The sequence below is a fragment of the Aeromonas sp. ASNIH5 genome, from assembly GCF_002902865.1.
Lineage (GTDB): Bacteria > Pseudomonadota > Gammaproteobacteria > Enterobacterales > Aeromonadaceae > Aeromonas > Aeromonas caviae.
Window position 1 is genome coordinate 3429916 of record NZ_CP026122.1, and the last position, 23021, is coordinate 3452936.

Annotated in this window: 20 protein-coding genes and 1 pseudogene; 13 read left to right on the forward strand and 8 right to left on the reverse strand. The window is 61.9% G+C overall.

Annotation, left to right across the window (positions count from 1 at the left end; genetic code table 11):
- Window positions 1-12: 12 nt before the first annotated feature.
- Window positions 13-1266, forward strand: a complete 1254-nt coding sequence (locus C2U30_RS16125; RefSeq protein ID WP_103244098.1) for a phospholipase D-like domain-containing protein — start codon at window positions 13-15, stop codon at window positions 1264-1266.
- Between the two features lie 403 nt (window positions 1267-1669).
- Here the strand turns inward: C2U30_RS16125 and C2U30_RS16130 are convergent, their stop codons facing one another.
- Together C2U30_RS16130 and C2U30_RS16135 are read right to left on the reverse strand one after the other, a co-directional pair.
- A complete protein-coding gene (locus C2U30_RS16130) occupies window positions 1670-2872 on the reverse strand; it encodes an ISL3-like element ISAeme19 family transposase (RefSeq protein ID WP_076611394.1) in 1203 nt (400 codons plus the stop codon).
- A 174-nt stretch (window positions 2873-3046) separates the two neighbouring features.
- Window positions 3047-4165: a fatty acid desaturase gene (locus C2U30_RS16135; RefSeq protein ID WP_103244099.1), complete on the reverse strand. Its 1119-nt coding sequence runs from the start codon at window positions 4163-4165 to the stop codon at window positions 3047-3049.
- Window positions 4166-4314: 149 nt separating this feature from the next.
- On the opposite strand from C2U30_RS16135, the gene fabR reads away from it, so the two are divergent.
- Window positions 4315-4935: an HTH-type transcriptional repressor FabR gene (fabR, locus tag C2U30_RS16140; RefSeq protein ID WP_010672598.1), complete on the forward strand. Its 621-nt coding sequence runs from the start codon at window positions 4315-4317 to the stop codon at window positions 4933-4935.
- Window positions 4936-4954: 19 nt separating this feature from the next.
- The gene (locus C2U30_RS16145; protein ID WP_041212194.1) at window positions 4955-5320 is read left to right on the forward strand and encodes a YijD family membrane protein; all 366 of its coding nucleotides are present in this window, start codon (window positions 4955-4957) and stop codon (window positions 5318-5320) included.
- Between the two features lie 33 nt (window positions 5321-5353).
- Here the strand turns inward: C2U30_RS16145 and C2U30_RS16150 are convergent, their stop codons facing one another.
- Window positions 5354-5668, reverse strand: coding sequence for a DUF1145 domain-containing protein (locus tag C2U30_RS16150; RefSeq protein ID WP_103244100.1), 315 nt, complete (start codon window positions 5666-5668; stop codon window positions 5354-5356).
- Window positions 5669-5776: 108 nt separating this feature from the next.
- Window positions 5777-6406: a 16S rRNA (guanine(966)-N(2))-methyltransferase RsmD gene (gene rsmD, locus C2U30_RS16155; RefSeq protein WP_103244101.1), complete on the reverse strand. Its 630-nt coding sequence runs from the start codon at window positions 6404-6406 to the stop codon at window positions 5777-5779.
- A 110-nt stretch (window positions 6407-6516) separates the two neighbouring features.
- On the opposite strand from rsmD, the gene ftsY reads away from it, so the two are divergent.
- The 6 genes from ftsY (at window position 6517) to hutC (ending at window position 12948) form a co-directional block, all read left to right on the forward strand.
- Window positions 6517-8295, forward strand: a complete 1779-nt coding sequence (gene ftsY, locus C2U30_RS16160; RefSeq protein WP_103244102.1) for a signal recognition particle-docking protein FtsY — start codon at window positions 6517-6519, stop codon at window positions 8293-8295.
- Between the two features lie 222 nt (window positions 8296-8517).
- Entirely contained in the window at window positions 8518-9186 is a 669-nt protein-coding gene (ftsE, locus tag C2U30_RS16165; RefSeq protein ID WP_103244103.1) for a cell division ATP-binding protein FtsE, read from the forward strand.
- Complete coding sequence (gene ftsX, locus C2U30_RS16170; protein ID WP_069785479.1) at window positions 9186-10139, forward strand: permease-like cell division protein FtsX; 954 nt, start codon at window positions 9186-9188, stop codon at window positions 10137-10139. Before ftsE ends, ftsX begins: the two co-directional genes overlap by 1 nt.
- 452 nt (window positions 10140-10591) lie before the next feature.
- Window positions 10592-11446: an RNA polymerase sigma factor RpoH gene (gene rpoH, locus C2U30_RS16175; protein ID WP_029313526.1), complete on the forward strand. Its 855-nt coding sequence runs from the start codon at window positions 10592-10594 to the stop codon at window positions 11444-11446.
- 127 nt (window positions 11447-11573) lie between these two features.
- Complete coding sequence (gene can / locus C2U30_RS16180) at window positions 11574-12233, forward strand: carbonate dehydratase (protein ID WP_010672606.1); 660 nt, start codon at window positions 11574-11576, stop codon at window positions 12231-12233.
- A 10-nt stretch (window positions 12234-12243) separates the two neighbouring features.
- Window positions 12244-12948, forward strand: a complete 705-nt coding sequence (hutC, locus tag C2U30_RS16185) for a histidine utilization repressor (protein ID WP_041212197.1) — start codon at window positions 12244-12246, stop codon at window positions 12946-12948.
- A 51-nt stretch (window positions 12949-12999) separates the two neighbouring features.
- Here the strand turns inward: hutC and C2U30_RS16190 are convergent, their stop codons facing one another.
- Window positions 13000-14337, reverse strand: coding sequence for an IS4-like element ISAeme15 family transposase (locus tag C2U30_RS16190; protein ID WP_041205253.1), 1338 nt, complete (start codon window positions 14335-14337; stop codon window positions 13000-13002).
- Between the two features lie 209 nt (window positions 14338-14546).
- Between C2U30_RS16190 and hutI the strand changes: the two genes are divergently transcribed.
- The 4 genes from hutI to hutH are packed head-to-tail and all read left to right on the forward strand — an operon-like array spanning window position 14547 to window position 19996.
- A complete protein-coding gene (gene hutI / locus C2U30_RS16195; RefSeq protein ID WP_164882615.1) occupies window positions 14547-15782 on the forward strand; it encodes an imidazolonepropionase in 1236 nt (411 codons plus the stop codon).
- Complete coding sequence (hutG, locus tag C2U30_RS16200) at window positions 15775-16713, forward strand: formimidoylglutamase (RefSeq protein ID WP_103244105.1); 939 nt, start codon at window positions 15775-15777, stop codon at window positions 16711-16713. The genes hutI and hutG overlap by 8 nt, the downstream gene beginning before the upstream one ends.
- Before the next feature lie 45 nt (window positions 16714-16758).
- Complete coding sequence (gene hutU / locus C2U30_RS16205) at window positions 16759-18462, forward strand: urocanate hydratase (RefSeq protein WP_103244106.1); 1704 nt, start codon at window positions 16759-16761, stop codon at window positions 18460-18462.
- Window position 18463: 1 nt separating this feature from the next.
- The gene (hutH, locus tag C2U30_RS16210; protein WP_103244107.1) at window positions 18464-19996 is read left to right on the forward strand and encodes a histidine ammonia-lyase; all 1533 of its coding nucleotides are present in this window, start codon (window positions 18464-18466) and stop codon (window positions 19994-19996) included.
- Between the two features lie 194 nt (window positions 19997-20190).
- On the opposite strand, the gene C2U30_RS16215 is transcribed toward hutH, so the two are convergent.
- From C2U30_RS16215 to C2U30_RS16220, 3 genes and pseudogenes are all read right to left on the reverse strand, one after another.
- The gene (locus C2U30_RS16215; protein ID WP_442752132.1) at window positions 20191-20775 is read right to left on the reverse strand and encodes a calcium:proton antiporter; all 585 of its coding nucleotides are present in this window, start codon (window positions 20773-20775) and stop codon (window positions 20191-20193) included.
- Window positions 20773-21287 (reverse strand): annotated as a pseudogene (locus tag C2U30_RS23100) (calcium:proton antiporter); the annotation flags it as partial. The pseudogene C2U30_RS23100 and the gene C2U30_RS16215, both read right to left, overlap by 3 nt.
- A 151-nt stretch (window positions 21288-21438) precedes the next feature.
- The gene (locus tag C2U30_RS16220) at window positions 21439-22974 is read right to left on the reverse strand and encodes an EAL domain-containing protein (protein WP_103244108.1); all 1536 of its coding nucleotides are present in this window, start codon (window positions 22972-22974) and stop codon (window positions 21439-21441) included.
- Window positions 22975-23021: the final 47 nt, after the last annotated feature.

The window sequence follows — 23021 nt, forward strand, 5'->3', positions numbered from 1 at the left end:
GGGAGATGACCCTTGATCCCCGCCGAGTTTGCCTTGCTCGCCGATCCCGGTGCAGCCCTCAAGGCCCGATGCCAGTTGATCCGCCAGGCCCGCCACCGGATCCTCGCCCAGTATTACAGCTGGGAAGAGGACGGCAGCGGCAAGCTGCTGCTGGCGGAGCTGGTGCGGGCGGCGCGGCGCGGAGTGGTGGTGCAACTGCTCATCGACGATCTCTACGGCGGGGAAAACCGCTTTCTGGAGGCGATGGCGGCGGAACCGGGCATCGAGGTGCGCCTGTTCAACCCCTTCTGGCTGCGGGGCTGGCGTCCTCTGACCCTGCTGCTGGAAGGGGTGCTGAGCTTTCGCCGCATCAACCACCGGATGCACAACAAGCTGCTGCTGGTGGATGGCAGCCAGGCGGTGATCGGCGGGCGCAACATCGGTGATCGTTACTTCGGGCTGGGGATGCCGCCTCACTTCATCGACCTGGATCTGCTCTGCCGCGGCCCCCTCTGTCAGCAGGCCGAGCAGGGGTTCGCGCTGTTCTGGCACAGTCGCTGGAGCCACCCGGTCCGTCGCCTGTTGAGACGCCCCTTGCTGCCAGCCGAAACCCGGGCCCTGAACGATTTCCTGCTGACCCTGACCGACCCCGCCATGGCGGCCGCCTATGATCTGCCGGCCACTCTGTTTGATGAGTGCCCCGTTCCCCTTTGCTGGCATCCCGGGCGAGGGCAGTGCTGGTTCGATCGCCCCGGCAAGGGGCTGGTCGCCCGGCCGACCACGGCGCCCCTGCTGGGACGCATGCTGGCGAGCAATCAGGGGGCCCTGAGGTTGGTGAGCCCTTACCTGATCCTGACACGGGGGCTGCGTCGCCGGCTCAAGGGGCAGCGACGGCAGGGGGTCGACATCGAGATCCTGACCAACTCCCTGGCCAGCACGGACGTGCCCCTGGTCTATGGCGCCTATCGACGTCACCGCCCCTGGCTCGAGCGTCAGGGGGTCACCCTGTTCGAGCTGACGACGGAGGCGTTCAGTCTGCATGCCAAGCTGATCCTGATGGGGAAGGAGGAGGCGCTGCTCGGCAGTTTCAACCTGGATCCCCGCTCCCTGATGCTCAACACCGAGTTGATGCTGCACCTCCATAGCCCGAGGTTGTGCGACGAGTTGCAGCAACTCATTGATGGCTGGTTGCAGCAGGCCGTGCACCCGGTGGCGGCGTCCCCCTCTGCATGGCGGCGCCTGCTGGCGCAATTGAGCGATTGGTTACCTTTGCATCGTTGGTTGTGAGTGGGATCCGCCTTGTGCGAGATCTCGCAAAGCCTTGTGCGCCTTCGAGGATAACGTTTGCCATCCAAAAACGGGACTGGATTGCATCGTATTGTTTTTAATCGATTTATATTAAGGGCGCCGTAACAATCCAGGCTCCTCGACTGCATAGAGGTGCGTGTAGAACGGTTTTTTATTTTATTTAACTGCGTAGTATCTCGAGTGCAAGGACAAACACGGCGGCTGGTCTGCCGTGTGGGTGACGGCAACAGGGGAAATGGGCCAACCGGATTGCTCCGGCAGGCGAGGCGGATCGGGAGCGGAAACCCGTGATTCCAGACAGACCCCCGTGGTTGCGGGAGCCCAATATGGAACATGCTATTTGCGAGGGGGTGACATGCGAATGTTGCCCCATTTTTTAGGTTCATCGCGGCTTTCCGGGGAAGGCCGCCTTGATTTTCAGAAAAAAGTATTCTGAGTCCCTAAATCCATATGCCATACGCTTTATCACTTTGATCTTGTTGTTCACCCCTTCCAGCACACTCGTGTGCATCGGGTAGTTTGCACTCGCCAGGATCCCCCGCATATATTTCGATAAATTTCGACCAAATCGTTGCAGCGGCGCTAGCCCGCTTTCCTTCACCTGCCGCATCCAGCTCCGCCATCGTCGCCATCCTTCCCACACGCTCGGCGCATACCAGATGCCCTTCAACCCCTCTTTCAGCACGTACACCATCGCCAGCGGTTGATTCGCCGCCAACAGCTCCTGCAACTTCACATCCTGTTTTTCACTCAACTTCGCCCGATTACGTAGCAGCAACCAACGCGCACTTTTGACCACTTTTCGCGCCGGTTTATCGCTTTTCAGTGCATTCGCCTGCTCCACTCGCACCCGGTCCACCACCTCTCGGCCATAGCGAGCCACCACGTGGAACAGGTCGTAGACCACCTCCGCCTGCGGGCAGTGTTGCTTCACCTCCAGGTCGAACGCCGTGTTCATGTCCATCGCCACCGCTTCAATCTGCTGGCATCGCTCGCCGAGCTGCTCGAAGAAGGGACGGATAGCGGCCCGGCTGTTGCCGTGCCCCACCCACAGGACGCGGGTTCGCTCGGCATCCATGATCACGGTGGCATAGCGGTGTCCCTTGTGCAGGGCAAACTCATCCATCACCAGCCGCCGCACCTCCCCAAGTTCGATGGTGCCCACACTGGTCTGCAAACGGCGCTTGTCGATCTCCTTGATGGTGTGCCAACCGACCCCGGTGAGCTGGCTGACATGGCGGATGGGGAGGTACTGAACGAGCGCTTCAATCCAGCACTGCATGCGCCGGGTGAGGCGGGAGCCAGAGGGGAGCCAGTCGATATGTTCACTGACGCGACCACAGCGCAGACAGTCGACGCGGCGAACAGGCAGTTGTAACCAGACTTGTCGGTCAAATAGGTCTCGCTCACGCACCCGGCGGATACGTTGGTCGTGGATCAATGGCGTGGGTTGCAGGCATCGGCGACAACGGGGCAACAGGTCGGCGCGAGGCTCAAGGGTAAACAGGGTGTGATGGTTGGCAGAAAGCGCTTGGGCGATGACGGTATAACCTGGCCAGAAGGAGGCAATATCAATATGATGCACGGCGACAGCAGGGTGATGGTGGTGGTGTGTTTGGAGACAGCCAGTTTACCAGCACCCTGTCTGTCAACTTCCACTTCCCCAAGATCCCGCGAAGAACCATTTTTTATGCCCGCCGTCTGCTTGCCCAATCAAAAAGACCGCCTGCTGGCGGTCTTTTGCGTGATGTCTCGGCGATCAGGCGAGGCCCGCCAGCAGACGACTCCAGTTGCGCTTGGCAACGAGGAAACCGTCTCGCAATGTGCGGTACTCCAGTTGCAGCCTGAGCCTGTCGTAGCGTGCGAGGGCTGTGCGCTTGCGCTGCTCCAGCAGTGACTTGCGGCTGGCATAGTAGTGCTGGATCTGCAGGCTCAGCTTGTCGTACTCCTCCTGCAGCAGTGCCTGCCAGCGTTCCCTGTCGTCCTGCTGGTGCACTCTGGCCTGGGCGCGCTTGAGTTGCATCTCCAGCCTGGCCTGCTCGATGCGTTCCTCCGGGCAGGATCTCAGGTCTTTGGCGAGCCCGCACCAGGCGGCGGTGCGGATCAGCCACTTGGTGGGATCGAACTGCCACCACTGAATGCCGTTGCGGTAGTCGTTCTCGAACAGGTGATGGAAGTTGTGATAGCCCTCGCCAAAGGTGAAGAAGGCCAGGATGCCGTTGTCCCGGGCGCTGTTGCGATCCGTGAACGGCTGGCTGCCCCAGATGTGGGCCAGGGAGTTGATGAAGAAGGTGGTGTGATGGGTCATCACCATGCGCAGCACCCCGGCCAGCAGCATCATGCCGAGCAAATCCCCGTGCAGGAGGCCGAGCAGCAGCGGAATGCCGATGTTGGTGACCAGAGCCAGGGCGAGATAGTGCCTGTGCTGGAAGGCGACCACGGGGTTGTTTTGCAGGTCGCGCACATTGCTGTAGTCGTGGTAGGTATCGCGCTGGTATTCCCGCAGCATCCAGCCGATGTGGGAGTACCAGAAGCCGCGACCCGCACTGTAGGGATCCTTCTGGTTGTCATCCACGTGGCGGTGGTGGCGGCGATGATCCGAGGACCAGTGCAGCGCCGAGTTTTGCAGGGCGAGCGCGCCTCCGATGGCGAAGATCCATTGCAGGGCCGGGTGCGCCTTGTAGGCCTTGTGGGACCAGAGCCTGTGGTAGCCGGCGGTGATGGAGATGCCGCAATAGCAGAACAGCAGCAGGAAGCAGAGCCACTGCCAGAGGTCGTAGCCCTGGCTCAGTCCATACCAGGGGACCGCTATCAGTGCCATCAGCCCGGAGAGGGCGAACAGCAGGGTGTTGGTCATGATGATCGGGGGGCGGTCCATTTCACTCGGCTCCTTTCAGCGAACAGCTGTTCACTATTCTCCATTGAGCCGGAATGCGGGTCAATGGTAAAAAAGTCGGAGACAAACCTGATCCCGGCCCCGCCTTCGGGTTATCATCTGGCCTCGCTAATCTCAAGGTGACTGTTTTCGTGGGTATTCGCGCGCAACAAAAAGAAAAAACCCGGCGTACGCTGATCGAGGCGGCGTTCAGTCAACTCTGCGCCAACCGCAGTTTCTCCAACCTCAGCCTGCGGGAAGTGGCCAGAGAGGCGGGCATAGCGCCGACCTCCTTCTATCGCCACTTTCGGGACATGGAAGAGCTGGGGCTGACGCTGGTGGACGAGGGAGGGCTGACCCTGCGCCAACTGATGCGTCAGGCGCGCCAGCGCATTGCCGGTGGTGGCAGCGTCATCAGCACCTCGGTGCAGACCTTCATGGAATTCGTCGAAAACAACCCGAACATCTTCCGGCTGCTGCTGCGCGAGCGCTCCGGCACCTCGGCTGCATTCCGTCAGGCGGTGGCCCGGGAGATCCAGCACTTCATCGCCGAGCTGACCGATTATCTGGAAGCCACCACGCAGGCGCCACGGGAAGAGGCCTATATCCAGGCCGAGGCCATGGTGACCATCGTCTTCAGCGCCGGTGCAGACGCCCTCGACATGACTCCGGAAGAGTGCAAGGCACTGTCGGAGCGCACCATCAGCCAGTTGCGGATGATCGCCATGGGCGCCGAGGTGCAGAACCGCAAGCGCCACGAATCTCTCACATAACGCAAGGATGGACAGCCTCATGCATGAACCGAACGCGATTCCGAAGAAGCCCCTGGTGCTGGCCCTGCTGATCGGTATCTGTGGCGATGCCTTCCTGTCGGCCTTGATGGAGTCGGTCGTCCCCTTCTCCTTCTACCCCCTCATCGCCCTGTTGCTGGCGGCCAGCCAGCTCTATCAGCACTATCGCCATGAGCCCATGGTGGGCAACACACCCAGCTGCATCCTGCTCTGCTTCTTTATCGGCGTGTTCGGCCATTCTGCCCTGGTCAAGGTGCAGTACCCCGAGCTTGGCAGCAACTTCTTCTCCCTCATTGCCATGCTGCTGCTGCTCGCCGCCCTCTCCATCAAGCTGGGAATCAGCCTCGGAAAAACGCAGAAGGAGTGACGAATCACTCCTTCTGGTCGGGCCGGGGGTGGCCTAGTCGGCCCTGGGGGGAGTCTCTCCCTTCTTCCTGGCGTCTATGATGGCCTGCAGCTTGGTGCGGATATCCATCATGCCGCACACCCCGAAGATCAGCACCTGGGTGAATTCGAGACGAGTGACCGCGAAGTAGGGTTTGCATGCCGCCTTGATCATGCTGGCCTGTACCCAGTGCATCAATATCACGATGACGCCGCACACCGGCAGAAAGCCGTTCAGTTTGCCCGGCAGGGTGCCCAGCAGGGCGAGTGCCACACCGAACCAGAAGAACAGCAGCACCCCCATCGCCAACAGATTAAACACCCGCTTCATCGTTTACCTCCCGTACATAGAGTTGATAGCAGGCCTGATGTGATCGACCTGCTTGTCCTTGAGCCGTTGTCCAAATTGACGGAGAAGGGGACTGTGCCCATCTCCCCTTTAAACAGCTGCGTCATGCTTGGTGTCCCGCAGATAGAGCTGATAGCAGACCTGACCAGCCTGCTTGTCCTTGAGTAGTTTCCAGTTGGCGGGCAGCGTCAGATCGGCCATCTCTTTTTCCCGCTCCAGATAGATGAGGGCATCGGATGCCAGCCAGCCGCGTTGCTCCAGAAGCTCGCACACCTGGGGCAGCAGCTCGCGACGAAACGGTGGGTCCAGAAAGACCAGATCGAAGGGGGTAGCCGTGCCTTGCAGCCAGCTCACGGCATCAGCCTGGATCACCTGCCCCTGGCTGCTGCCCAGGGTCGTCAGGTTCTTCTTGAGCTGGTCGGCGGCGCCTCTGTCCATCTCGATCAGGGTGACCTGTTCGGCATAGCGGGACAAGGCTTCCAGCCCCAGCCCGCCGCTGCCGGCGAACAGATCCAGGCAGCGGGTACCGCGCACGTGGGGAGCCAGCCAGTTGAAGATGGTCTCCTTGACGCGATCCGTGGTGGGTCTGAGCCCTTCCACATCCCTGACGGGGAGTTTGCGCCCCTTCCATTGGCCGCTGATGATTCGTACCACGCCCGCTCGCCCCTGAGGGGCCGGGCTCTTGCTCGGGCTGTTACGGCTGGATTTCACTCTGGGCATCGCGTTTCGTCGTCAGAAAATAAAGTGATAGTATAAGGCGGTTCATTTTTATGCCGACCCGCCGAGGGACGGCTATCTTAGCAGTCAGCCTTTGATGTGAGTATTTTTAGATGGCAAAAGGTTTGTTTTCCTGGCTGGGTTTCGGCCGCAAGAAAGAAGAGGCTGAGGCCGTTCCATCGCAGGCGCCCGACGCTACCCCGGCGGTAGTCGAGTCGCAGGCCGCCGCTGTTCCCGCGCCTGTCGCCGATGTTGCCCCGGCTGATGCCCCCGCCGCCAAGCCCGAAGCGCCGCTGAGCGGCCCTGACGAAGGCCCCCTGGTTGTGGAAGAGCCGGAGGGCGAGCTTGAGCCCGTCATCGTCAATGAGGCCTTGATCGCCACCGAAGCTCAGGTCGCAGACGACGCCATTTTTGCCGCCGAGGCTCGCGCTGCGGAAGAGGCTCGCATCGCTGCCGAAGCCCGTGCCGCAGAAGAAGCCCGTATTGCCGCCGAGGCTCGTGCCGCAGAAGAGGTCCGTGTTGCCGCCGAAGCTCGCGCTGCGGAAGAGGTTCGCATTGCCGCCGAAGCCCGTGCGGCGGAAGAGGCGCGTATTGCTGCTGAAGCCCGTGCGGCAGAAGAGGCGCGTATTGCTGCTGAAGCCCGTGCGGCGGAAGAGGCTCGCATCGCTGCCGAAGCCCGCGCCGCAGAAGAAGCCCGTGTTGCCGCCGAAGCTCGCGCTGCGGAAGAGGCTCGCATCGCTGCCGAAGCCCTTGCCGCGGAAGAAGCCCGTATTGCCGCCGAGGCTCGCGCCGCAGAAGAAGCCCGTATTGCCGCCGAAGCTCAGGCTGCCGAGGAAGCCCGTGTCGCCAAAGAGGCCCAGAGAGCGGAAGATTTGCGTCTGGTCGCCGCGATGGAGGCTGAGGCCGCCGCTCTGGCCGCTCTGCCGCTGGCCGACAAGGTGGACGACGACACTCAGGAGAAGCCGCAGCGGGAGGGCTTCTTTGCCCGCCTCAAGCGCAGCCTGGTGCGTACCAGGGAGAATATCGGTTCCGGTTTCTTCGGCCTGTTCAGCGGCAAGAAGATCGATGACGATCTGTTCGAAGAGCTGGAGACCCAGCTGCTGACCGCCGATCTTGGCGTCGACACCACCACCCGCATCATCGAGGGGCTGGTACAGCACGCGGACCGCAAGCAGCTCAAGGACGCCGAGGCGCTCTACGGTCTGCTCAAACAGGATATGGGCGAGATGCTGGCCAAGGTCGAGCAGCCCCTGGTGATCGACACCAGCAAGAAGCCTTACGTCATCCTGATGGTCGGCGTGAACGGCGTCGGCAAGACCACCACCATCGGCAAGCTGGCCAAGCAGTTCCAGGCCGAGGGCAAGAGCGTGATGCTGGCCGCTGGCGATACCTTCCGTGCTGCCGCCGTCGAGCAGCTGCAGGTGTGGGGTCAGCGCAACAACATTCCGGTGATTGCCCAGCACACCGGTGCCGACTCCGCTTCCGTCATTTATGACGCCATCGAGGCTGCCCGCTCCCGCGGGGCTGACGTGCTGATCGCCGATACCGCTGGCCGCCTGCAGAACAAGAGCAACCTGATGGAGGAGCTCAAGAAGGTGGTGCGGGTGATGAAGAAGCTGGACGATGCGGCGCCCCACGAGATCATGCTTACCCTGGACGCAGGCACCGGCCAGAACGCATTGAGCCAGGCCAAGCTGTTCAGCGAGGCGGTGGGCCTGACCGGCATCACCCTCACCAAGCTGGACGGGACCGCCAAGGGTGGCGTCATCTTCGCGGTGGCCGACAAGTTCCAGATCCCGATCCGCTACATCGGGGTGGGCGAGGGGATCGACGATCTGCGCCCGTTCGTCGCCAACGACTTTATCGAGGCGCTCTTCAGCCGCGAAGAATAAATCCGGCTGACATGAGTCGGCCCGGCCGTGACAAGCACGTGTTCCATACCCCGACTCCGGTCGGGGTATGTCACTATGAGGGCGCAGGCATGGCTCATCCAGGCAAGGATGACATGTGGCATGCTTGTGACCGGTGTTGTCATCCAGGTGTTGTGCCGGTACGGGGGAGTGAGCGCCCCATGCTTTATCCCGGTCGGGGTTTGTCAATCTCAGGGAACCGTTATGATTCGTTTTGACAAGGTCAGCAAGGTCTACAGTGGCGGTCATCAAGCGCTGCAAAAGGTCAGTTTTCACCTGCGCAAGGGGGAGATGGCCTTCCTGACCGGCCATTCGGGGGCGGGCAAGAGTACCCTCCTCAAGCTCATCAGCGTGATGGAACGACCGACCGACGGCCGCGTCTTCTTCCACGGCGATGACGTCAGCCACATCCAGCGCAGTCAGATCCCCTACGTGCGCCGCCAGATCGGCATGATCTTCCAGGATCACCGCCTGTTGATGGATCGTACCGTGTTCGACAACGTCGCCCTGCCCCTGGTGATCGATGGCTACAGCCATGGGGACATCAACAAGCGGGTGGCGGCGGCGCTGGACAAGGTCGGGCTGCTCGGCAAGGAGCGCTACCAGCCGCGCATGCTCTCCGGTGGTGAGCAGCAACGGGTCGGCATCGCCCGCGCCATCGTCAACAAGCCGCCCCTGCTGCTGGCGGACGAACCGACCGGCAACCTGGATCCCCAGCTTTCCATGGACATCATGCGCCTGTTCGAGGAGTTCAACCGCTTCGGCGTCTCCGTGCTGATTGCCACTCACGATCTGGGGCTGATCGCCCGGATGCGCTACCGCACCCTGACCCTCAAGGCGGGTCGCATGTATTCGTCCGAGGAGGATCGCTGATGGCTATTGTTCGTCATAAACAGCCGCCGTTGCGTCGTTTGATGATGTATGGTGTGGATCATGTGCGTCAGGCCTTTGCCAGCCTGGGTGAGCTGTGGCGCAACCCGCTCGCCTCCCTGATGACCCTGGCGGTGCTTGGCGTGAGTCTGGCGCTGCCTTCCTGTTTCCACGTATTGCTGAAGAATGCCGAAGTGGTAGAGGGGAGCTGGCAGACCAGCTCCCAGATCTCCCTCTATCTGCGCAAGGATCTGCCGGAGCAGAGCATCCTCGACATGAAGCAGCGGATCCTGCTCTATCCGGAGGTGGAGTCCGTCACTTATATGAACCGTGACGAGGCGCTCAGGGAATTTCGGGAGATCTCCGGTTTCGGTGATGCCCTGGATTATCTGGACAGCAACCCGCTGCCGCCGGTGCTGAGCGTGATCCCGGATCCTCGGTGGCAGAATCCGGAAGGGGCCGCCGAGCTGCTCGTCAAGCTGGAGAACGAGCCCGGTATCGAGCAGGGCAAGCTGGATCTGCAGTGGTTGACCCGGTTGCAGGGGATCATGAACCTGCTGCGCCACACCATTACAGGTATCGCGGTGTTGCTGCTCTCCGCCGTGTTGCTGATCGTGGGCAACACCCTGCGCCTGAATATCCTGAACCAGCGCTCCGAGATTGAAGTGCTCAAGCTGGTGGGAGCGACCGATGCCTTCATCCACCGTCCCTTCCTCTATACGGGCATCTGGTTCGGGGTCATCGGCGGCATGTTGGCCTGGTGGCTGACCGAGGTGATGGTGATCTGGAGCGAGGGGGTGGTGAAGGAGCTGGCGGGGCTCTACAACAGCAACTTCCGTCTGGTGGGGATGGGGGCGTTCGACGGCTTCAATCTCATACTGCTGGGCGCCCTGCTGGGGCTGATCGCCTCCTGGTTCTCGGTGCACAGGCACATTCGCGACATAGAACCGTCCTGATTGATTTATCAGCATTTTAAAGCGCTGGATTTTGCGAACTGGATCAAGTAAAAGAGTGGCCCGTTTCTGGCACGGGCCACTTTCTCAGAGTAATCTGAATGGTGTCTGCGCCGAGGATCATATGTGGATCCTCTGAACCTTTTGATTTATCAATGGTCTATTGACTGCAACAGAATGAATACGGGTATGGCCCCTATGCCTTGCTCGTCTGACTTGGCAAGCATGTGAAGGTTGCGAGCTCCGCAACAATGGACTTAGCATGCTACTTTTCAGGGGTCCTTTACTGTGACCCCTTTTTTTTGACTGTTCATTTATGATTCATGCCGTCAGCCTAAGATAGGCCGGGTTCATGCTGGGGTGATGTATGATGCAGCACGCAGAATGATACCTGGTCGGTAGACACGTCTTCTCAGGGTGTTAGACTGATTCGATTGAAAAGTAAGAGGTAGAACATGGGAACTTCATTGCAACGCACTATGGCTCTGATTCCGCAAGGTAGTCTGGAAGGCTATATCCAGGCCGTCAACTCGATCCCTGTGCTGAGCGCAGAGGAAGAGCGCGAACTGGCGATGCGTCTGCAGCAGGATGGCGATCTCGAAGCTGCACGCCAGCTCGTTATGTCGCACCTGCGTTTTGTCGTTCACGTGGCCAAGAGCTACTCCGGCTATGGCCTGCCTCAGGCCGATCTGGTGCAGGAAGGCAACATCGGCCTGATGAAAGCCGTCAAACGCTTCGACCCGAGCGTGGGCGTGCGTCTGGTCTCCTTCGCCGTGCACTGGATCAAGGCCGAAATCCACGAATATGTGTTGCGCAACTGGCGCATGGTCAAGGTGGCGACCACCAAGGCCCAGCGCAAGCTGTTCTTCAACCTGCGCAAGTCCAAGAAGCGTCTGGGCTGGCTGAACCACGAAGAAGTGCAGGCCGTGGCTGCCGACCTCGGGGTATCCGCTGCCGACGTCACCGAGATGGAAGCGCGCATGAGCAATTACGATCAGGCCTTCGACCTGGTCGGTGACGATGAAGACGAGGGTGGCTTCGCGCCGGTGCACTATCTGGAAGACAAATCTTCCGATCTCGCCGCGAACATCGAGAACGACAACTGGGACAGCCATGCCACCCGTCGCCTGAGTGCGGCCATGGCGACCCTGGACGAGCGCAGCCAGCACATCATCCGTGCCCGCTGGCTCGATGACGAGAGCAAGACCACCCTGCAGGAGCTGGCCGATACTTACGGCGTCTCGGCCGAGCGGGTGCGCCAGCTTGAGAAAAACGCGCTCAAGAAGCTGAAAGATGCCATGGATGCCTGACGGCCTCCTCCGGTAAGAAGCAGGGCCTGATGGCCCTGTTTTTGTTTTGCGGGGATCTGGTCGGCCTTGCCTTGGTTACCCTTGTGTATGGTATGTTGCCGCCACTGCCACAGTAGGGAGAGCAGAAGTGAAACTGTTGAACGACTTGTTTACCAACAACCGCGAGTGGGCGGAACGGATCAAGGCCGAGGATCCCAATTTCTTCGCTACCCTGTCCGCCCAGCAGGCACCCGAGTACCTCTGGATCGGCTGTTCCGACAGCCGGGTTCCCGCCAACCAGCTGATGGGGCTCTTGCCGGGGGACGTCTTTGTCCACCGCAACGTCGCCAACCTGGTGGTGCACACCGACTTCAACTGCCTCTCGGTGCTGCAATACGCGGTGGAGGTGCTCAAGGTGAAGCACATCATCGTCTGCGGCCACTATGGCTGCGGTGGGGTCAAGGCTGCGATGCAGAACCAGGAGCTGGGTCTCATCGACAACTGGCTGCGCAACATCAAGGACGTCTACTTCAAATACGGCGAACAGCTCGAAGCCATCGAGGATGAGCACGAGCGCTTCGACTACCTGTGCGAACTGAACGTGGCCGAGCAGGTCGCCAACGTCTGCCACACCACCATCATCCAGAATGCCTGGCGCAAGGGGCAGGAGCTGGCGGTGCACGGCTGGATCTACGGCATCAAGGATGGCCTGCTGCACGATCTCGATCTTTGCATCAGCGGCCCTGACCAGATCCCGGACGTCTATCGCGCCTGGCCGGACATGCGTCCACCCCACCGTCGTCGCTGAGGACCATCCGGTGGCTCCTGCGCTCTACCTTCAGATAAAGCAGCACATCCTGGACGGGATCCGCGAACGCCACTATCAGGCGGGCGACCGGATCCCGACCGAGGCCGCCCTGTGCGAGCAGTTTGCTGTGAGCCGCATGACGGTGAACAAGGCGCTGCGTGAGCTGGTGGCCGAAGGCTGGCTGGTGCGCACCGCCGGATCCGGCAGTTTCGTGGCCGATAGGCGTACCGAGTCGCCGCTCCTGGCGATTCGCAATATTGCAGACGAGATCGCCGAGCGGGGCAGCGAGTACAGCGCGCGGGTGATCCGGCTGCAACGTCAGGCCGCCGACGAGAAAGTGGCGGTGCGTCTGGGCCTGCGGGTCGGGGCGCCCACCTTTCACAGCCTCATCGTCCATCAGGCCGATGGGGAGCCGCTGCAACTGGAGGAGCGCTTCGTCGATGCCGAGCGACTGCCCGGCTATGGCGAGCAGGATTTCACCCAGCAGACGCCAAACAGCTATCTGATGGAGATCTGCCCCCTCTCCGAGATGGAGCACGTGGTAGAAGCCGTGTTGCCGAGTGCTGGTGAAGCCGGACTGCTGCAAGTGAGGGTCGACACCCCCTGCCTGCTGCTGCACCGGCGCACCTGGTCAGACGGCTGTCTGGTCTCCTATGCCAGATTGTTGTCGCCGGGTTCCCGCTACAAGCTGAGCTCCAAGACGCGTCTCGCATAATTGTATATACAAATTAAGCATTTAAAAGCCCACCTCTCGGTGCAATGCTGTTCACTTAAGCGGAGCCGCATTGCGATTTACCGGAAAACGGGTCTTTGATATCTTCACCGCCCTGGGTCTCGATGGCCTGGGGCGTTTTTCTATGAACATGACGCCTATGCAGCCCCGCAACTCCGCCAACCTCCGTGGCGTATGGGCTGGCGATAACGCGCCCGCCATCACTGCCATCTGGTTCGCGATGAACTGACAGGCAAACTTAAAGCTCACCTCATTGGGCGCTCGCTGATGGGCTACGGCGGCCTGGCTGGCCTCCCGCCTGACCAGATTGTATCCAAGCAGCAATCCCCACAGCTCCTGATAGACCAAGTCCACTTTCTTGCTTCTCAGCGTGATGGCGTTGTGCTGCATCGCGCTTTTGATATCCCGGTATCCCAGCTCGATTTCCCAGCGCTCGTGGTACAGGGTCGCCACCTGAGCTGCACTGAATCGCGCCACGGGCAGGGAGGTAAAGACCGTTTTCTCCTTGCCTGCCACCTCATAGGTCACTGCGCGAACTTGCCAGTGTGTCGGCAACGCCGGGTTTTTCTTGCGAGCCTGAGGCGAGACCGTCATTTGCAACAGACGGTCACCGTCGCCATAGCGCTCAAGTTCCGTGTATACCAGCCCCTTGCGTTCCGGGATGAGCCAGTGACGGTCGGTGTCTTCGGCCTGAATACGCAGCAACAGGTCGGCACCGAAGAAGCCTTTATCCAGCAGGGTCACTGACTTGTCCGGCAATGAGTGAATGAACTCGCTGGCCAGGGGGATTTCCCCTTTGCGGTACGGGCTGATGGCCGCGTTGGCAATGACATGCGAGCGGACATTCATGAGCGTGACCAACCGCAGCATCGGGTAGGGTGTCTGCCGGTTGGTTGAGGTGTTACCCGAGCCGAAATGTGCTCTGAGTTCAGGCATATCCTGGGTTCGGAACAGGGCCCCATCGATGGCAAAGACCTGTAAACCGTGCCAATGGTCTTCAGGATAACGTTCCCGCCCCCACACATCGGCGCACTGTTTGAACAGCCACTCGAGCGGCTGTTTGCCGAGTCGCTGACGGGCCTGAGACAGGGCACTGTCCGCGAGCAAGGCATCATTGGCCAACCCTTCTGCACAGATGTTGAGGCGCCGAGCGACCTCGGAGATGGGCTCATTGCGGAAAAAGGCCATCCCCACGACGAGCCACAAGACCATATCAGAAGGTAAGCGGCGTCGGCGGATAGTGGCCTTTTCAGACAAGGCGGCAGCGGCAGTAATCCATTCGTCGGGAATATGGTCGGCAAAAATGGCCAGCCGAGCCAGCATGTCGCCAGATGCCTCAACAACATCGTTCAGATCGTTTGCAATAGACATAAAAAAATCCGGAACCAGTGATTGGTTCCGGATTGTCCTACAGCAGAAGGATCGGTCAATGGATCCTTAACTGATCAGCATTGCACCTCTCGGTGGGCTTTTTTGTGCTTACACTCTAATAAAGCCGCTGTTATCAAGATGTGAACTTGATCCTTCCTTTCTTTTCAGAGATCGGCTATAAATTATTGTATATACATTTAGAGGTCGGTATGAACAAGGAACTGTTGAACTGCGAGCGGGTCTGGCTCAACGTGACACCCGCCACCCTGCGCCCCGATCTGGCGGACTACGGCCTGCTGGAGCCCCATGCCCTTGGCGTGCGGGATGGCAAGATCCACGCTCTGGTCCCCATGCAGGATCTCAAGGGCCCCTATGCCGCCTCCTGGCAGGACATGAAGGGGAAGCTGGTCACCCCCGGTCTCATCGATTGCCACACCCACCTCATCTTCGCCGGCAGCCGCGCCGAAGAGTTCGAGCTGCGCCAGAAGGGAGTCCCCTATGCGGAGATCGCCCGCAAGGGGGGCGGTATCATCAGCACGGTGCGCGCCACCCGGGCAGCCAGCGAGGAGCGGCTCTATGAGCTGGCGTTGCCGCGGATCAAGTCCCTGATCCGGGAAGGGGTCACCACAGTCGAAATCAAGTCCGGCTACGGCCTCACCCTGGAAGACGAGCTCAAGATGTTGCGGGTGGCCCGTCGTCTGGGAGAGGCGCAACCCATCCGGGTCAAGACCACGCTGCTGGCAGCCCATGCGGTGCCGCCGGAGTATCGCGACGATCCCGACTCCTGGGTCGAGACCATCTGCCAGGAGATCATCCCGGCGGCGGCCGAGGCAGGTCTCGCGGATGCGGTGGATGTCTTCTGCGAGCACATCGGCTTCTCCCTTGCCCAGACCGAGCAGGTCTATCTGGCGGCGGATCAGTACAACCTCGCGGTGAAAGGGCACATGGATCAGCTCTCCAACCTGGGGGGCAGCACGCTCGCCGCCCACTTCGGCGCCCTCTCGGTGGATCATCTGGAATATCTGGATCAGGACGGGATCCAGGCGCTGGCCCACCGTGGCGTGGTCGCCACCCTGCTGCCCACTGCTTTCTATTTCCTCAAGGAGACCAAGCTGCCCCCGATCGCCGCCTTGCGCAAGGCGGGGGTACCCATGGCTGTCTCCTCCGACATCAACCCGGGCACGGCCCCCATCGTCTCCCTGCGCATGGCCATGAACATGGCTTGCACCCTGTTTGGCCTGACCCCGGTGGAGGCCATGGCCGGGGTGACCCGCCACGCCGCCAGGGCGCTTGGCGAGCAGGAACGGCTGGGGCAGCTCAAGGTCGGCATGCTGGCGGATTTCCTTGTCTGGAACTGCGGCCATCCGGCCGAGCTCAGCTACCTCATCGGCGTCGATCAGCTGGTGAGCCGTGTGGTCAACGGGGAGGAGACCCTTCATGGATAAGTTCAACGGGATCGACATGTCGGTCTGGCAGGGGCGTCAGGATCCCGAAGACGGCGAGCTGGCCCTGCGCTGGCACGACAGGGTGCAACCCTGGCAGGGGAATCGCGAACCCGGCGTGGTGCTGCTCGGCTTTGCCTGTGACGAAGGGGTCCGCCGCAACAAGGGGCGGGTCGGCGCGGCCGGTGCACCGCTGGCGCTGCGCAAGCTGCTGGCCAACACGGCCTGGCATCTGGGTGCCCCCGTCTATGACGGCGGGGATCTGGCCTGTGAGGACGGCGATCTCGATGCCGCTCACGGGCGCTTGGCCGAACGGGTGGCGAGTGCGCTGGATCAGGGACACTTCCCCCTGGTGCTGGGAGGCGGCCACGAGGTGGCGTTTGGCAGCTGGAGCGGCCTGAACCGTCATCTTGGCGGCGAAGGGCGGGTCGGGATCATCAATTTCGACGCCCACTTCGATCTGCGCATGAAACAGGAGCAGGCGAGCTCGGGCACCCCCTTCTTCCAGATTGCCGAGCAGTGTGCTGCCCAGGGCACCCCCTTTCACTATGCCTGTCTCGGGGTGGCCGAAACCGCCAATACCGCGGCGCTCTTTGCCCGCGCCGAGGCGCTGGGAGTCTGGCACGTGCTGGACGAAGCGATGACGCAGACCGAGCTGCCAGCCTTGCTAGGCGGGCTGGATGCCTTCATCGCCCGTTGCGACCACCTCTATCTCACCATCGATCTCGACGTGCTGCCGGCGGCGGTGATGCCGGGAGTGAGCGCTCCCGCCGCTCGCGGCGTGGAGCTGGCGGTCATCGAACCGCTTATCGCCCATATCCGGGCCAGCGGCAAGCTCAGGCTCGCCGATCTGGCCGAGTACAACCCGAACCTGGATCAGGACAACCGCAGTGCCCGCGTGGCCGCGCGCCTGGTTCACCAGTTGACCAAGTAGTGGCGCACCGCGCCGCCTGACTGCATCGCTAAACAAGGAGTGTCTATGTCTGTACAACACCAGGATCCCCGCCACGATCCGAGCCGCGTGATCCGTGCTCCCCACGGCACCCAGCTGACAGCCAAGAGCTGGCTCACCGAAGCGCCACTGCGGATGCTGATGAACAACCTGGATCCGGATGTTGCCGAGCATCCCCAGTCCCTGGTGGTGTACGGCGGCATCGGCCGCGCCGCCCGCAACTGGGCCTGCTATGACAAGATCGTCGAGGTACTGACCCGGCTCGAGGACGATCAGACCCTGCTGGTGCAATCCGGCAAGCCGGTCGGGGTGTTCCAGACCCACAAGGATGCGCCGCGGGTGCTCATCGCCAACTCCAACCTGGTGCCCCACTGGGCCAACTGGGAGCACTTCAACGAGCTCGACAAGAAGGGTTTGATGATGTACGGCCAGATGACCGCCGGCTCCTGGATCTACATCGGCACCCAGGGCATCGTGCAGGGCACCTACGAGACCTTCTTCGCGGTGGCGAACCAGCACTTCAACGGCGAGCCCAAAGGCCGCTGGATCCTGACCGGGGGCCTGGGTGGCATGGGCGGTGCCCAGCCCCTTGCCGCCACCATGGCCGGTTTCTCCATGATCGCCGTGGAGTGCGACGAGACCCGTATCGATTTCCGTCTGCGTACCCGCTACGTCGACAAGAAGGCCCACAGCCTGGATGAGGCGCTGGCCATGATCGAGGAGGCCAAACGCAGCGGCACCGCCGTCTCCGTCGGCCTGCTCGGCAACGCCGCCGACGTCTTCGCCGAGCTGGTGGCTCGCGGCATCACGCCGGACGTGGTGACCGACCAGACCTCCGCCCATGACCCGGTACACGGCTACCTGCCCCAGGGCTGGAGCGTGGCCCAATGGCGCGATCTGCAAAAGAGCGCACCGGATGAGGTCAACGTGGCGGCTCGCCGCTCCATGGCCCGTCAGGTCGAAGCCATGCTGACCCTGCAATCCCGCGGCGCCGCCACGCTCGATTACGGCAACAACATCCGCCAGATGGCGCTGGAAGAGGGGGTCAAGAATGCCTTCGACTTCCCGGGCTTCGTGCCGGCCTACATCCGCCCGCTGTTCTGCGAGGGCATTGGCCCGTTCCGCTGGGTGGCGCTCTCCGGTGACCCGGAAGACATCTACAAGACAGATCAGAAAGTGAAAGAGCTGATCCCGGACGATCCCCACCTGCACAACTGGCTCGACATGGCCCGCGAGCGCATCGCCTTCCAGGGCCTGCCGGCGCGGATCTGCTGGGTCGGTGTCAAGGATCGGGTGCGCCTGGGCCTGGCCTTCAACGAGATGGTGAAGAATGGCGAGCTGAAGGCACCGGTCGTCATCGGCCGTGACCATCTGGACTCCGGCTCGGTGGCGAGCCCGAACCGCGAGACCGAGTCGATGATGGATGGTTCCGACGCCGTTTCCGACTGGCCGCTGCTCAACGCCCTGCTCAACACCGCCGGCGGTGCGACCTGGGTCTCCCTGCACCACGGTGGCGGGGTCGGCATGGGCTTCTCCCAGCACTCCGGCGTGGTGATCGTCTGTGACGGCACCGACGATGCCGCCAAGCGGGTCGGCCGCGTGCTGCGCAACGACCCGGCCACCGGGGTGATGCGTCACGCCGACGCCGGCTACGAGATTGCCATCAACTGTGCCGTTGAGGCGAAACTGGATCTGCCGATGATCGACGCCACCGGCAAAGGGGTGAAATAAGATGTTCGAACTCAATCTGCAACCGGGCAAACTCTGCCTCGCCACCCTGCGCCGTGTCAGCCGCGAGCCGGTACACGTCAGCCTGGATCCGGCTGCCCTGGCGGGGATCCACGCCTCCGCCGCCGTGGTCACCAAGGTGATCGAGCAAAACCGGGTGGTCTACGGCATCAACACCGGCTTTGGCCTGCTGGCCAACACCCGCATTCCGGTGGAGCAGCTGGACGAGCTGCAGCGTTCCATCGTGCTCTCCCATGCGGCAGGGATTGGCGAGTACATGGAGGACGCCACCGTACGGTTGATGATGGTGCTCAAGGTCAACTCGCTCGCTCGTGGCTTCTCCGGCATCCGGCTGACGGTGCTCGAGGCCCTGATGACCCTTATCAACGCCGAGGTCTACCCCGTGGTGCCGAAGAAGGGCTCCGTCGGCGCTTCCGGCGATCTGGCGCCCCTGGCCCACATGAGCTGCCTGCTGATCGGTGAAGGCAAGGCCCGTCACAAGGGCGAGCTGATCGACGCCGCCACTGCCCTGAAGATTGCCGGGCTGGAGCCCATCGCCCTGGCGCCGAAAGAGGGGCTGGCCCTGCTCAACGGCACCCAGGCGAGCACCGCCTTCGCGCTGGAAGGGCTGTTCCATGCCGAGGATCTCTACGCCGGCGCCATCACCATCGGTGCCATGAGCGTTGAAGCGGCCCTCGGCAGCCGCCGGCCGTTCGATGCCCGCATCCATGAGGTGCGCGGTCAGCGCGGCCAGATCGATGCGGCCGCCTGCTACCGCCACCTGCTGGTGGACGGCAGCGAGATCGGCATGTCCCACCACAACTGCGAGAAGGTGCAGGATCCTTACTCCCTGCGCTGTCAGCCCCAGGTGATGGGGGCCTGCCTGACCCAGATCCGTCAGGCGGCCGAGGTGCTGGTGTGCGAGGCGAACGCGGTCTCCGACAATCCGCTGGTGTTTGCCGAGGATGAGGAGATCATCTCCGGCGGCAACTTCCACGCAGAACCCGTGGCCTTTGCCGCCGACAACCTGGCCCTGGCCATCGCCGAGATCGGGTCGCTGTCCGAGCGGCGCATGGCGCTGCTCATCGACTCGCGCATGTCCGGCCTGCCGGCCTTCCTAGTGAACAACGGCGGCGTGAACTCCGGCTTCATGATCGCCCAGGTCACCTCGGCGGCCTTGGCCTCCGAGAACAAAACCCTGGCCCACCCGGCCTCGGTGGACAGCCTGCCCACCTCGGCCAACCAGGAGGACCACGTCTCCATGGCCACCTTCGCCGGTCGCCGGCTGGCGGACATGGCCGAGAACACCCGTGGCATCCTGGCGGTGGAACTGCTGGCAGCGGCCCAGGGGCTCGACTTCCGCGCTCCCCTGCGCTCCACCGCGCTCATCGAGCTGGCCAAGGGCCGTCTGCGGGAAGAGGTCAGCTTCTATGACAAGGACAGGTACTTTGCACCGGACATCGAGGCGGCGGCCGCCCTGCTGGGCCGTGCCAGCTACAACGACCTGATCCCGGCCGGGACTCTGCCCAGCCTCTGACCCCGAGTCTGAGCAAACCGTAAATAAGACCGCCCATGGGGCGGTCTTTTCATTTCCGTCTCCCGCGCCTCGCGTCGGGGCCATCGGAAGCGCGCTGCGCAGAGCGGCAGCAGGCAGGTGGTGGCGGCCTTATCCGTGTTCAAACATCCGGAACAGATAAACCACGAACAGCACTGGGGTGAGTGCTGGCAGCCTTATCCGTGTTCAAACATCAGGAACAGGTAAACGACAAACAGCACAAGATGGGTGGCGCCGTGCAGGGCGTGGGTGCGGCCGCTGCTGAAGGTCACTTTACAGACCATGAGGGTGGTGATGAGCAGCACCATGTCGGCAGGGGAGAGGCCCAGGCGCACTTCCTGCCCCATCAGGGAGCCGATGAAGAGCACGGAAGGTACCGTGAGGGCGATGGTGGCCAGCACGGAGCCGAAGTAGAGATTCATGGCCCGCTGCAACTGGTTGTTGAAGGCCGCCTTGATGGCGCCGACCGCTTCGGGGGCCAGTACGATACAGGCGACGATGAAGCCACCCAGCGCCATCGGGGCTTCCATCACGTGCACCCCGTAGTTGATGGGGATGGCCAGGGTCTTGGCCAGCAGGATCACCACCACCAGGTAGGCGAGCAGCAAGAGGGTGTGATAGACGTTGCTCTGCAGCGGGCCGTGGTGATCCTCGAGATCCTCGTGATCGCTGTCGACGAAGAAGTGGCTGTGGCTGCGGGTCTGGATCAGCAGGAAGACACCATAGAGCAGGATGGAGATGATGATCAGCATCCATGACATGGCCTTGGAGAGGCTGCCCAGAGTGCCGCCCTGGGTGAAGTTCGGCAGGACCAGACAGAGCAGAGCCAGGGGAATGATGGCCACCAGATAGGATTTGACCCCGTCCAGATTGAAGTTCTGGGTGTGATAGCGCCAGCCGCCAAACAGCAGGGTGAAGCCCACCAGACCGTGGTGACCAGCATCACCACCGCGAACATGGTGTCACGGGCCATGGTGGGATTGGGATCGCCGGTCAGCATGACGGAGGAGATCATCACCACTTCCAGGGAGATGACCGAGAGGGTCAGGATCAGGGTACCGAAGGGTTCCCCGAGCTTGATGGCGAGGGCGTCAGAGTGACGCACGACGGAGAAGATGGCCCAGGTCACGATGGCAAGCAGGGCCAGCGACACCGGCAGGTAGACCGCAAGGGGGGTTGTCTCTGCCAGCAGGTCGCTCCCCAGGGTTTTGAAGAAGAGCAGGGTCAACAGACCGGCAGGCAGAGCAATCTCTTGTCGGATAAAAGACTTCATAGGCAGTGGTTCTCATCTCGGGGCGGCCTCGGCCGACGGGGTATGGAGCGACTTGGTGCACCCAAGGTGCACAGACCCATGATAAGGGGAGATGCTCCTCATGCGGAGCATCATTTTGTTGCAGAGGGTGAGAGGCGGGGCAGATACCGCCTCAGTGCGGGTCGGAGGGGCTGGTTGTCTCGCCCTCTTGCCATGCCATCAGCCAGATCTTCAGTTTGCTCAGGGGCATGGGCTTGGCATAGACGTAGCCCTGGATCAGGTGGACTCCGTGGCGATGCAGATAATCCACCTGCTCCTGGGTTTCGACCCCTTCGGCGATCATCTCCATGCCCGATTTGAGGCCGAAGGCGATGGTGGCATCCAGCACGCTGCGCTTGAGGTCGTCCGTGCCTATGGTATCCACGAACATCTTGTCGATCTTGATCTGGCGAATGCCGAGCCGTTGCAGGTAGGCAAAGCCGCCATAGCCGGTGCCGAAGTCATCCAGCTTGAAGTGATAGCCCCTCTCCTGCAGAGCTGCGATCTCCGCCATGGCCCCCTGGATGTGCTTGATGGGATCCCGCTCGGTGAGTTCGAAGGTGAGGCGGGCCGGCGAGGGCCAGCCATGGCGTTGCAACTGGGTGCGCAGACGAGGCTGCTCGATATGGGCCGCCACCAGATTGACGCTGACCCACTGGTGCGGGGCCAGGACGGGGAGATCCGCCAGGATGCGCTCCAGCAGTTGATCCGTCATCGGCAGGATCAGCCCCTGCTCCTCCGCATAGGCGATGAAGGTGCCTGGCGACACCAGATCCCGTCCTCGCTGCCAGCGCAGCAAGGCCTCGAATCCCACCACCCTTCGGTTTCTGCTGTCCACTATGGGCTGATAGAAGGGGATGAACTCCCGCCGAGCCAGCCCTCTTTGCAGCAATCCTTTGAGGGAGCGCCGGTAGTTTCTAAGGCCCCAGTAGAGGGCCGCCAGCAGCGCCCCCAGCGCCCCGGCCGACCAGAGGCCATCGCGGTGTATCTGTGAGCGGGCGTAGCGTTTCAGTGCCTCGCCAGCCCAGAGGGTCTGCTCCACCTGATGCTGGGGGTCGAAACTGAGCAGCCGCATCGGGTGTGCCTCTTCTCGAATGTGCTTGTTGCCACGGGGGAAAAAGAGCCCGGACTGGGTCGGGTGCTTGTGGTTGAACTCCAGGTAGAAACAGTCGTTGCAGGGGGTGCGCAGCAGCTCATGGCTCCAGCTGCTGTCGAGCACCCAATAGGCCAGATTGCCGTTGCGTCTCGCATAGACCAGGGTTTCGCGTTCGGTATCGAACATGGGGGCCGTGCTGGAAATATGAAAGTCGGGGGAGACCGGTATGCCGGCGTCGGCAAGCTGGGGCAGGGCGGGGCCCAGGGTGGAGCAGCCGCTCCCGTTGGCAAGCTGCAGGCCGGCCAGGCGAATATGGCGGTTGTAATACTGGGGTGAGCGCAGCAGCGCCATGTCTGTGGGGCCGCAATCGAAGGCAAAGTGGGCGAGTTGAGCGGGGACATCGTGATCCAGGAGCTGGTTGCGCTCCTGCTGGTAGTCGAGCAGAGCCCTTTCCTTTGTCTGCAACAGGTGGTGAGCCAGCTTGTCGCTCAACAGGGGGGTGAGCAACAGCATCAGCAGCGGGGGCAAACAGAAGAGGCCCAGAGGAATCCATAACGGAGATCGTGCAGACATGGTGGGCCCCCTTCTTCCCTGAAATGAAACAACCCGATTGAGACTCA

Excerpts from the sequence above, each read along its gene's own strand:
- C2U30_RS16135 (WP_103244099.1), bottom strand. The coding sequence starts at position 4,165 with ATGGACCGCCCCCCGATCATCATGACCAACACCCTGCTGTTCGCCCTC.
- C2U30_RS16145 (WP_041212194.1), top strand. The coding sequence starts at position 4,955 with ATGCATGAACCGAACGCGATTCCGAAGAAGCCCCTGGTGCTGGCCCTG.
- C2U30_RS16150 (WP_103244100.1), bottom strand. The coding sequence starts at position 5,668 with ATGAAGCGGGTGTTTAATCTGTTGGCGATGGGGGTGCTGCTGTTCTTC.
- rsmD (WP_103244101.1), bottom strand. The coding sequence starts at position 6,406 with ATGCCCAGAGTGAAATCCAGCCGTAACAGCCCGAGCAAGAGCCCGGCC.
- ftsY (WP_103244102.1), top strand. The coding sequence starts at position 6,517 with ATGGCAAAAGGTTTGTTTTCCTGGCTGGGTTTCGGCCGCAAGAAAGAA.
- ftsE (WP_103244103.1), top strand. The coding sequence starts at position 8,518 with ATGATTCGTTTTGACAAGGTCAGCAAGGTCTACAGTGGCGGTCATCAA.
- ftsX (WP_069785479.1), top strand. The coding sequence starts at position 9,186 with ATGGCTATTGTTCGTCATAAACAGCCGCCGTTGCGTCGTTTGATGATG.
- rpoH (WP_029313526.1), top strand. The coding sequence starts at position 10,592 with ATGGGAACTTCATTGCAACGCACTATGGCTCTGATTCCGCAAGGTAGT.
- C2U30_RS16190 (WP_041205253.1), bottom strand. The coding sequence starts at position 14,337 with ATGTCTATTGCAAACGATCTGAACGATGTTGTTGAGGCATCTGGCGAC.
- hutI (WP_164882615.1), top strand. The coding sequence starts at position 14,547 with ATGAACAAGGAACTGTTGAACTGCGAGCGGGTCTGGCTCAACGTGACA.
- hutG (WP_103244105.1), top strand. The coding sequence starts at position 15,775 with ATGGATAAGTTCAACGGGATCGACATGTCGGTCTGGCAGGGGCGTCAG.
- hutU (WP_103244106.1), top strand. The coding sequence starts at position 16,759 with ATGTCTGTACAACACCAGGATCCCCGCCACGATCCGAGCCGCGTGATC.
- hutH (WP_103244107.1), top strand. The coding sequence starts at position 18,464 with ATGTTCGAACTCAATCTGCAACCGGGCAAACTCTGCCTCGCCACCCTG.
- C2U30_RS16215 (WP_442752132.1), bottom strand. The coding sequence starts at position 20,775 with ATGTCATGGATGCTGATCATCATCTCCATCCTGCTCTATGGTGTCTTC.
- C2U30_RS16220 (WP_103244108.1), bottom strand. The coding sequence starts at position 22,974 with ATGTCTGCACGATCTCCGTTATGGATTCCTCTGGGCCTCTTCTGTTTG.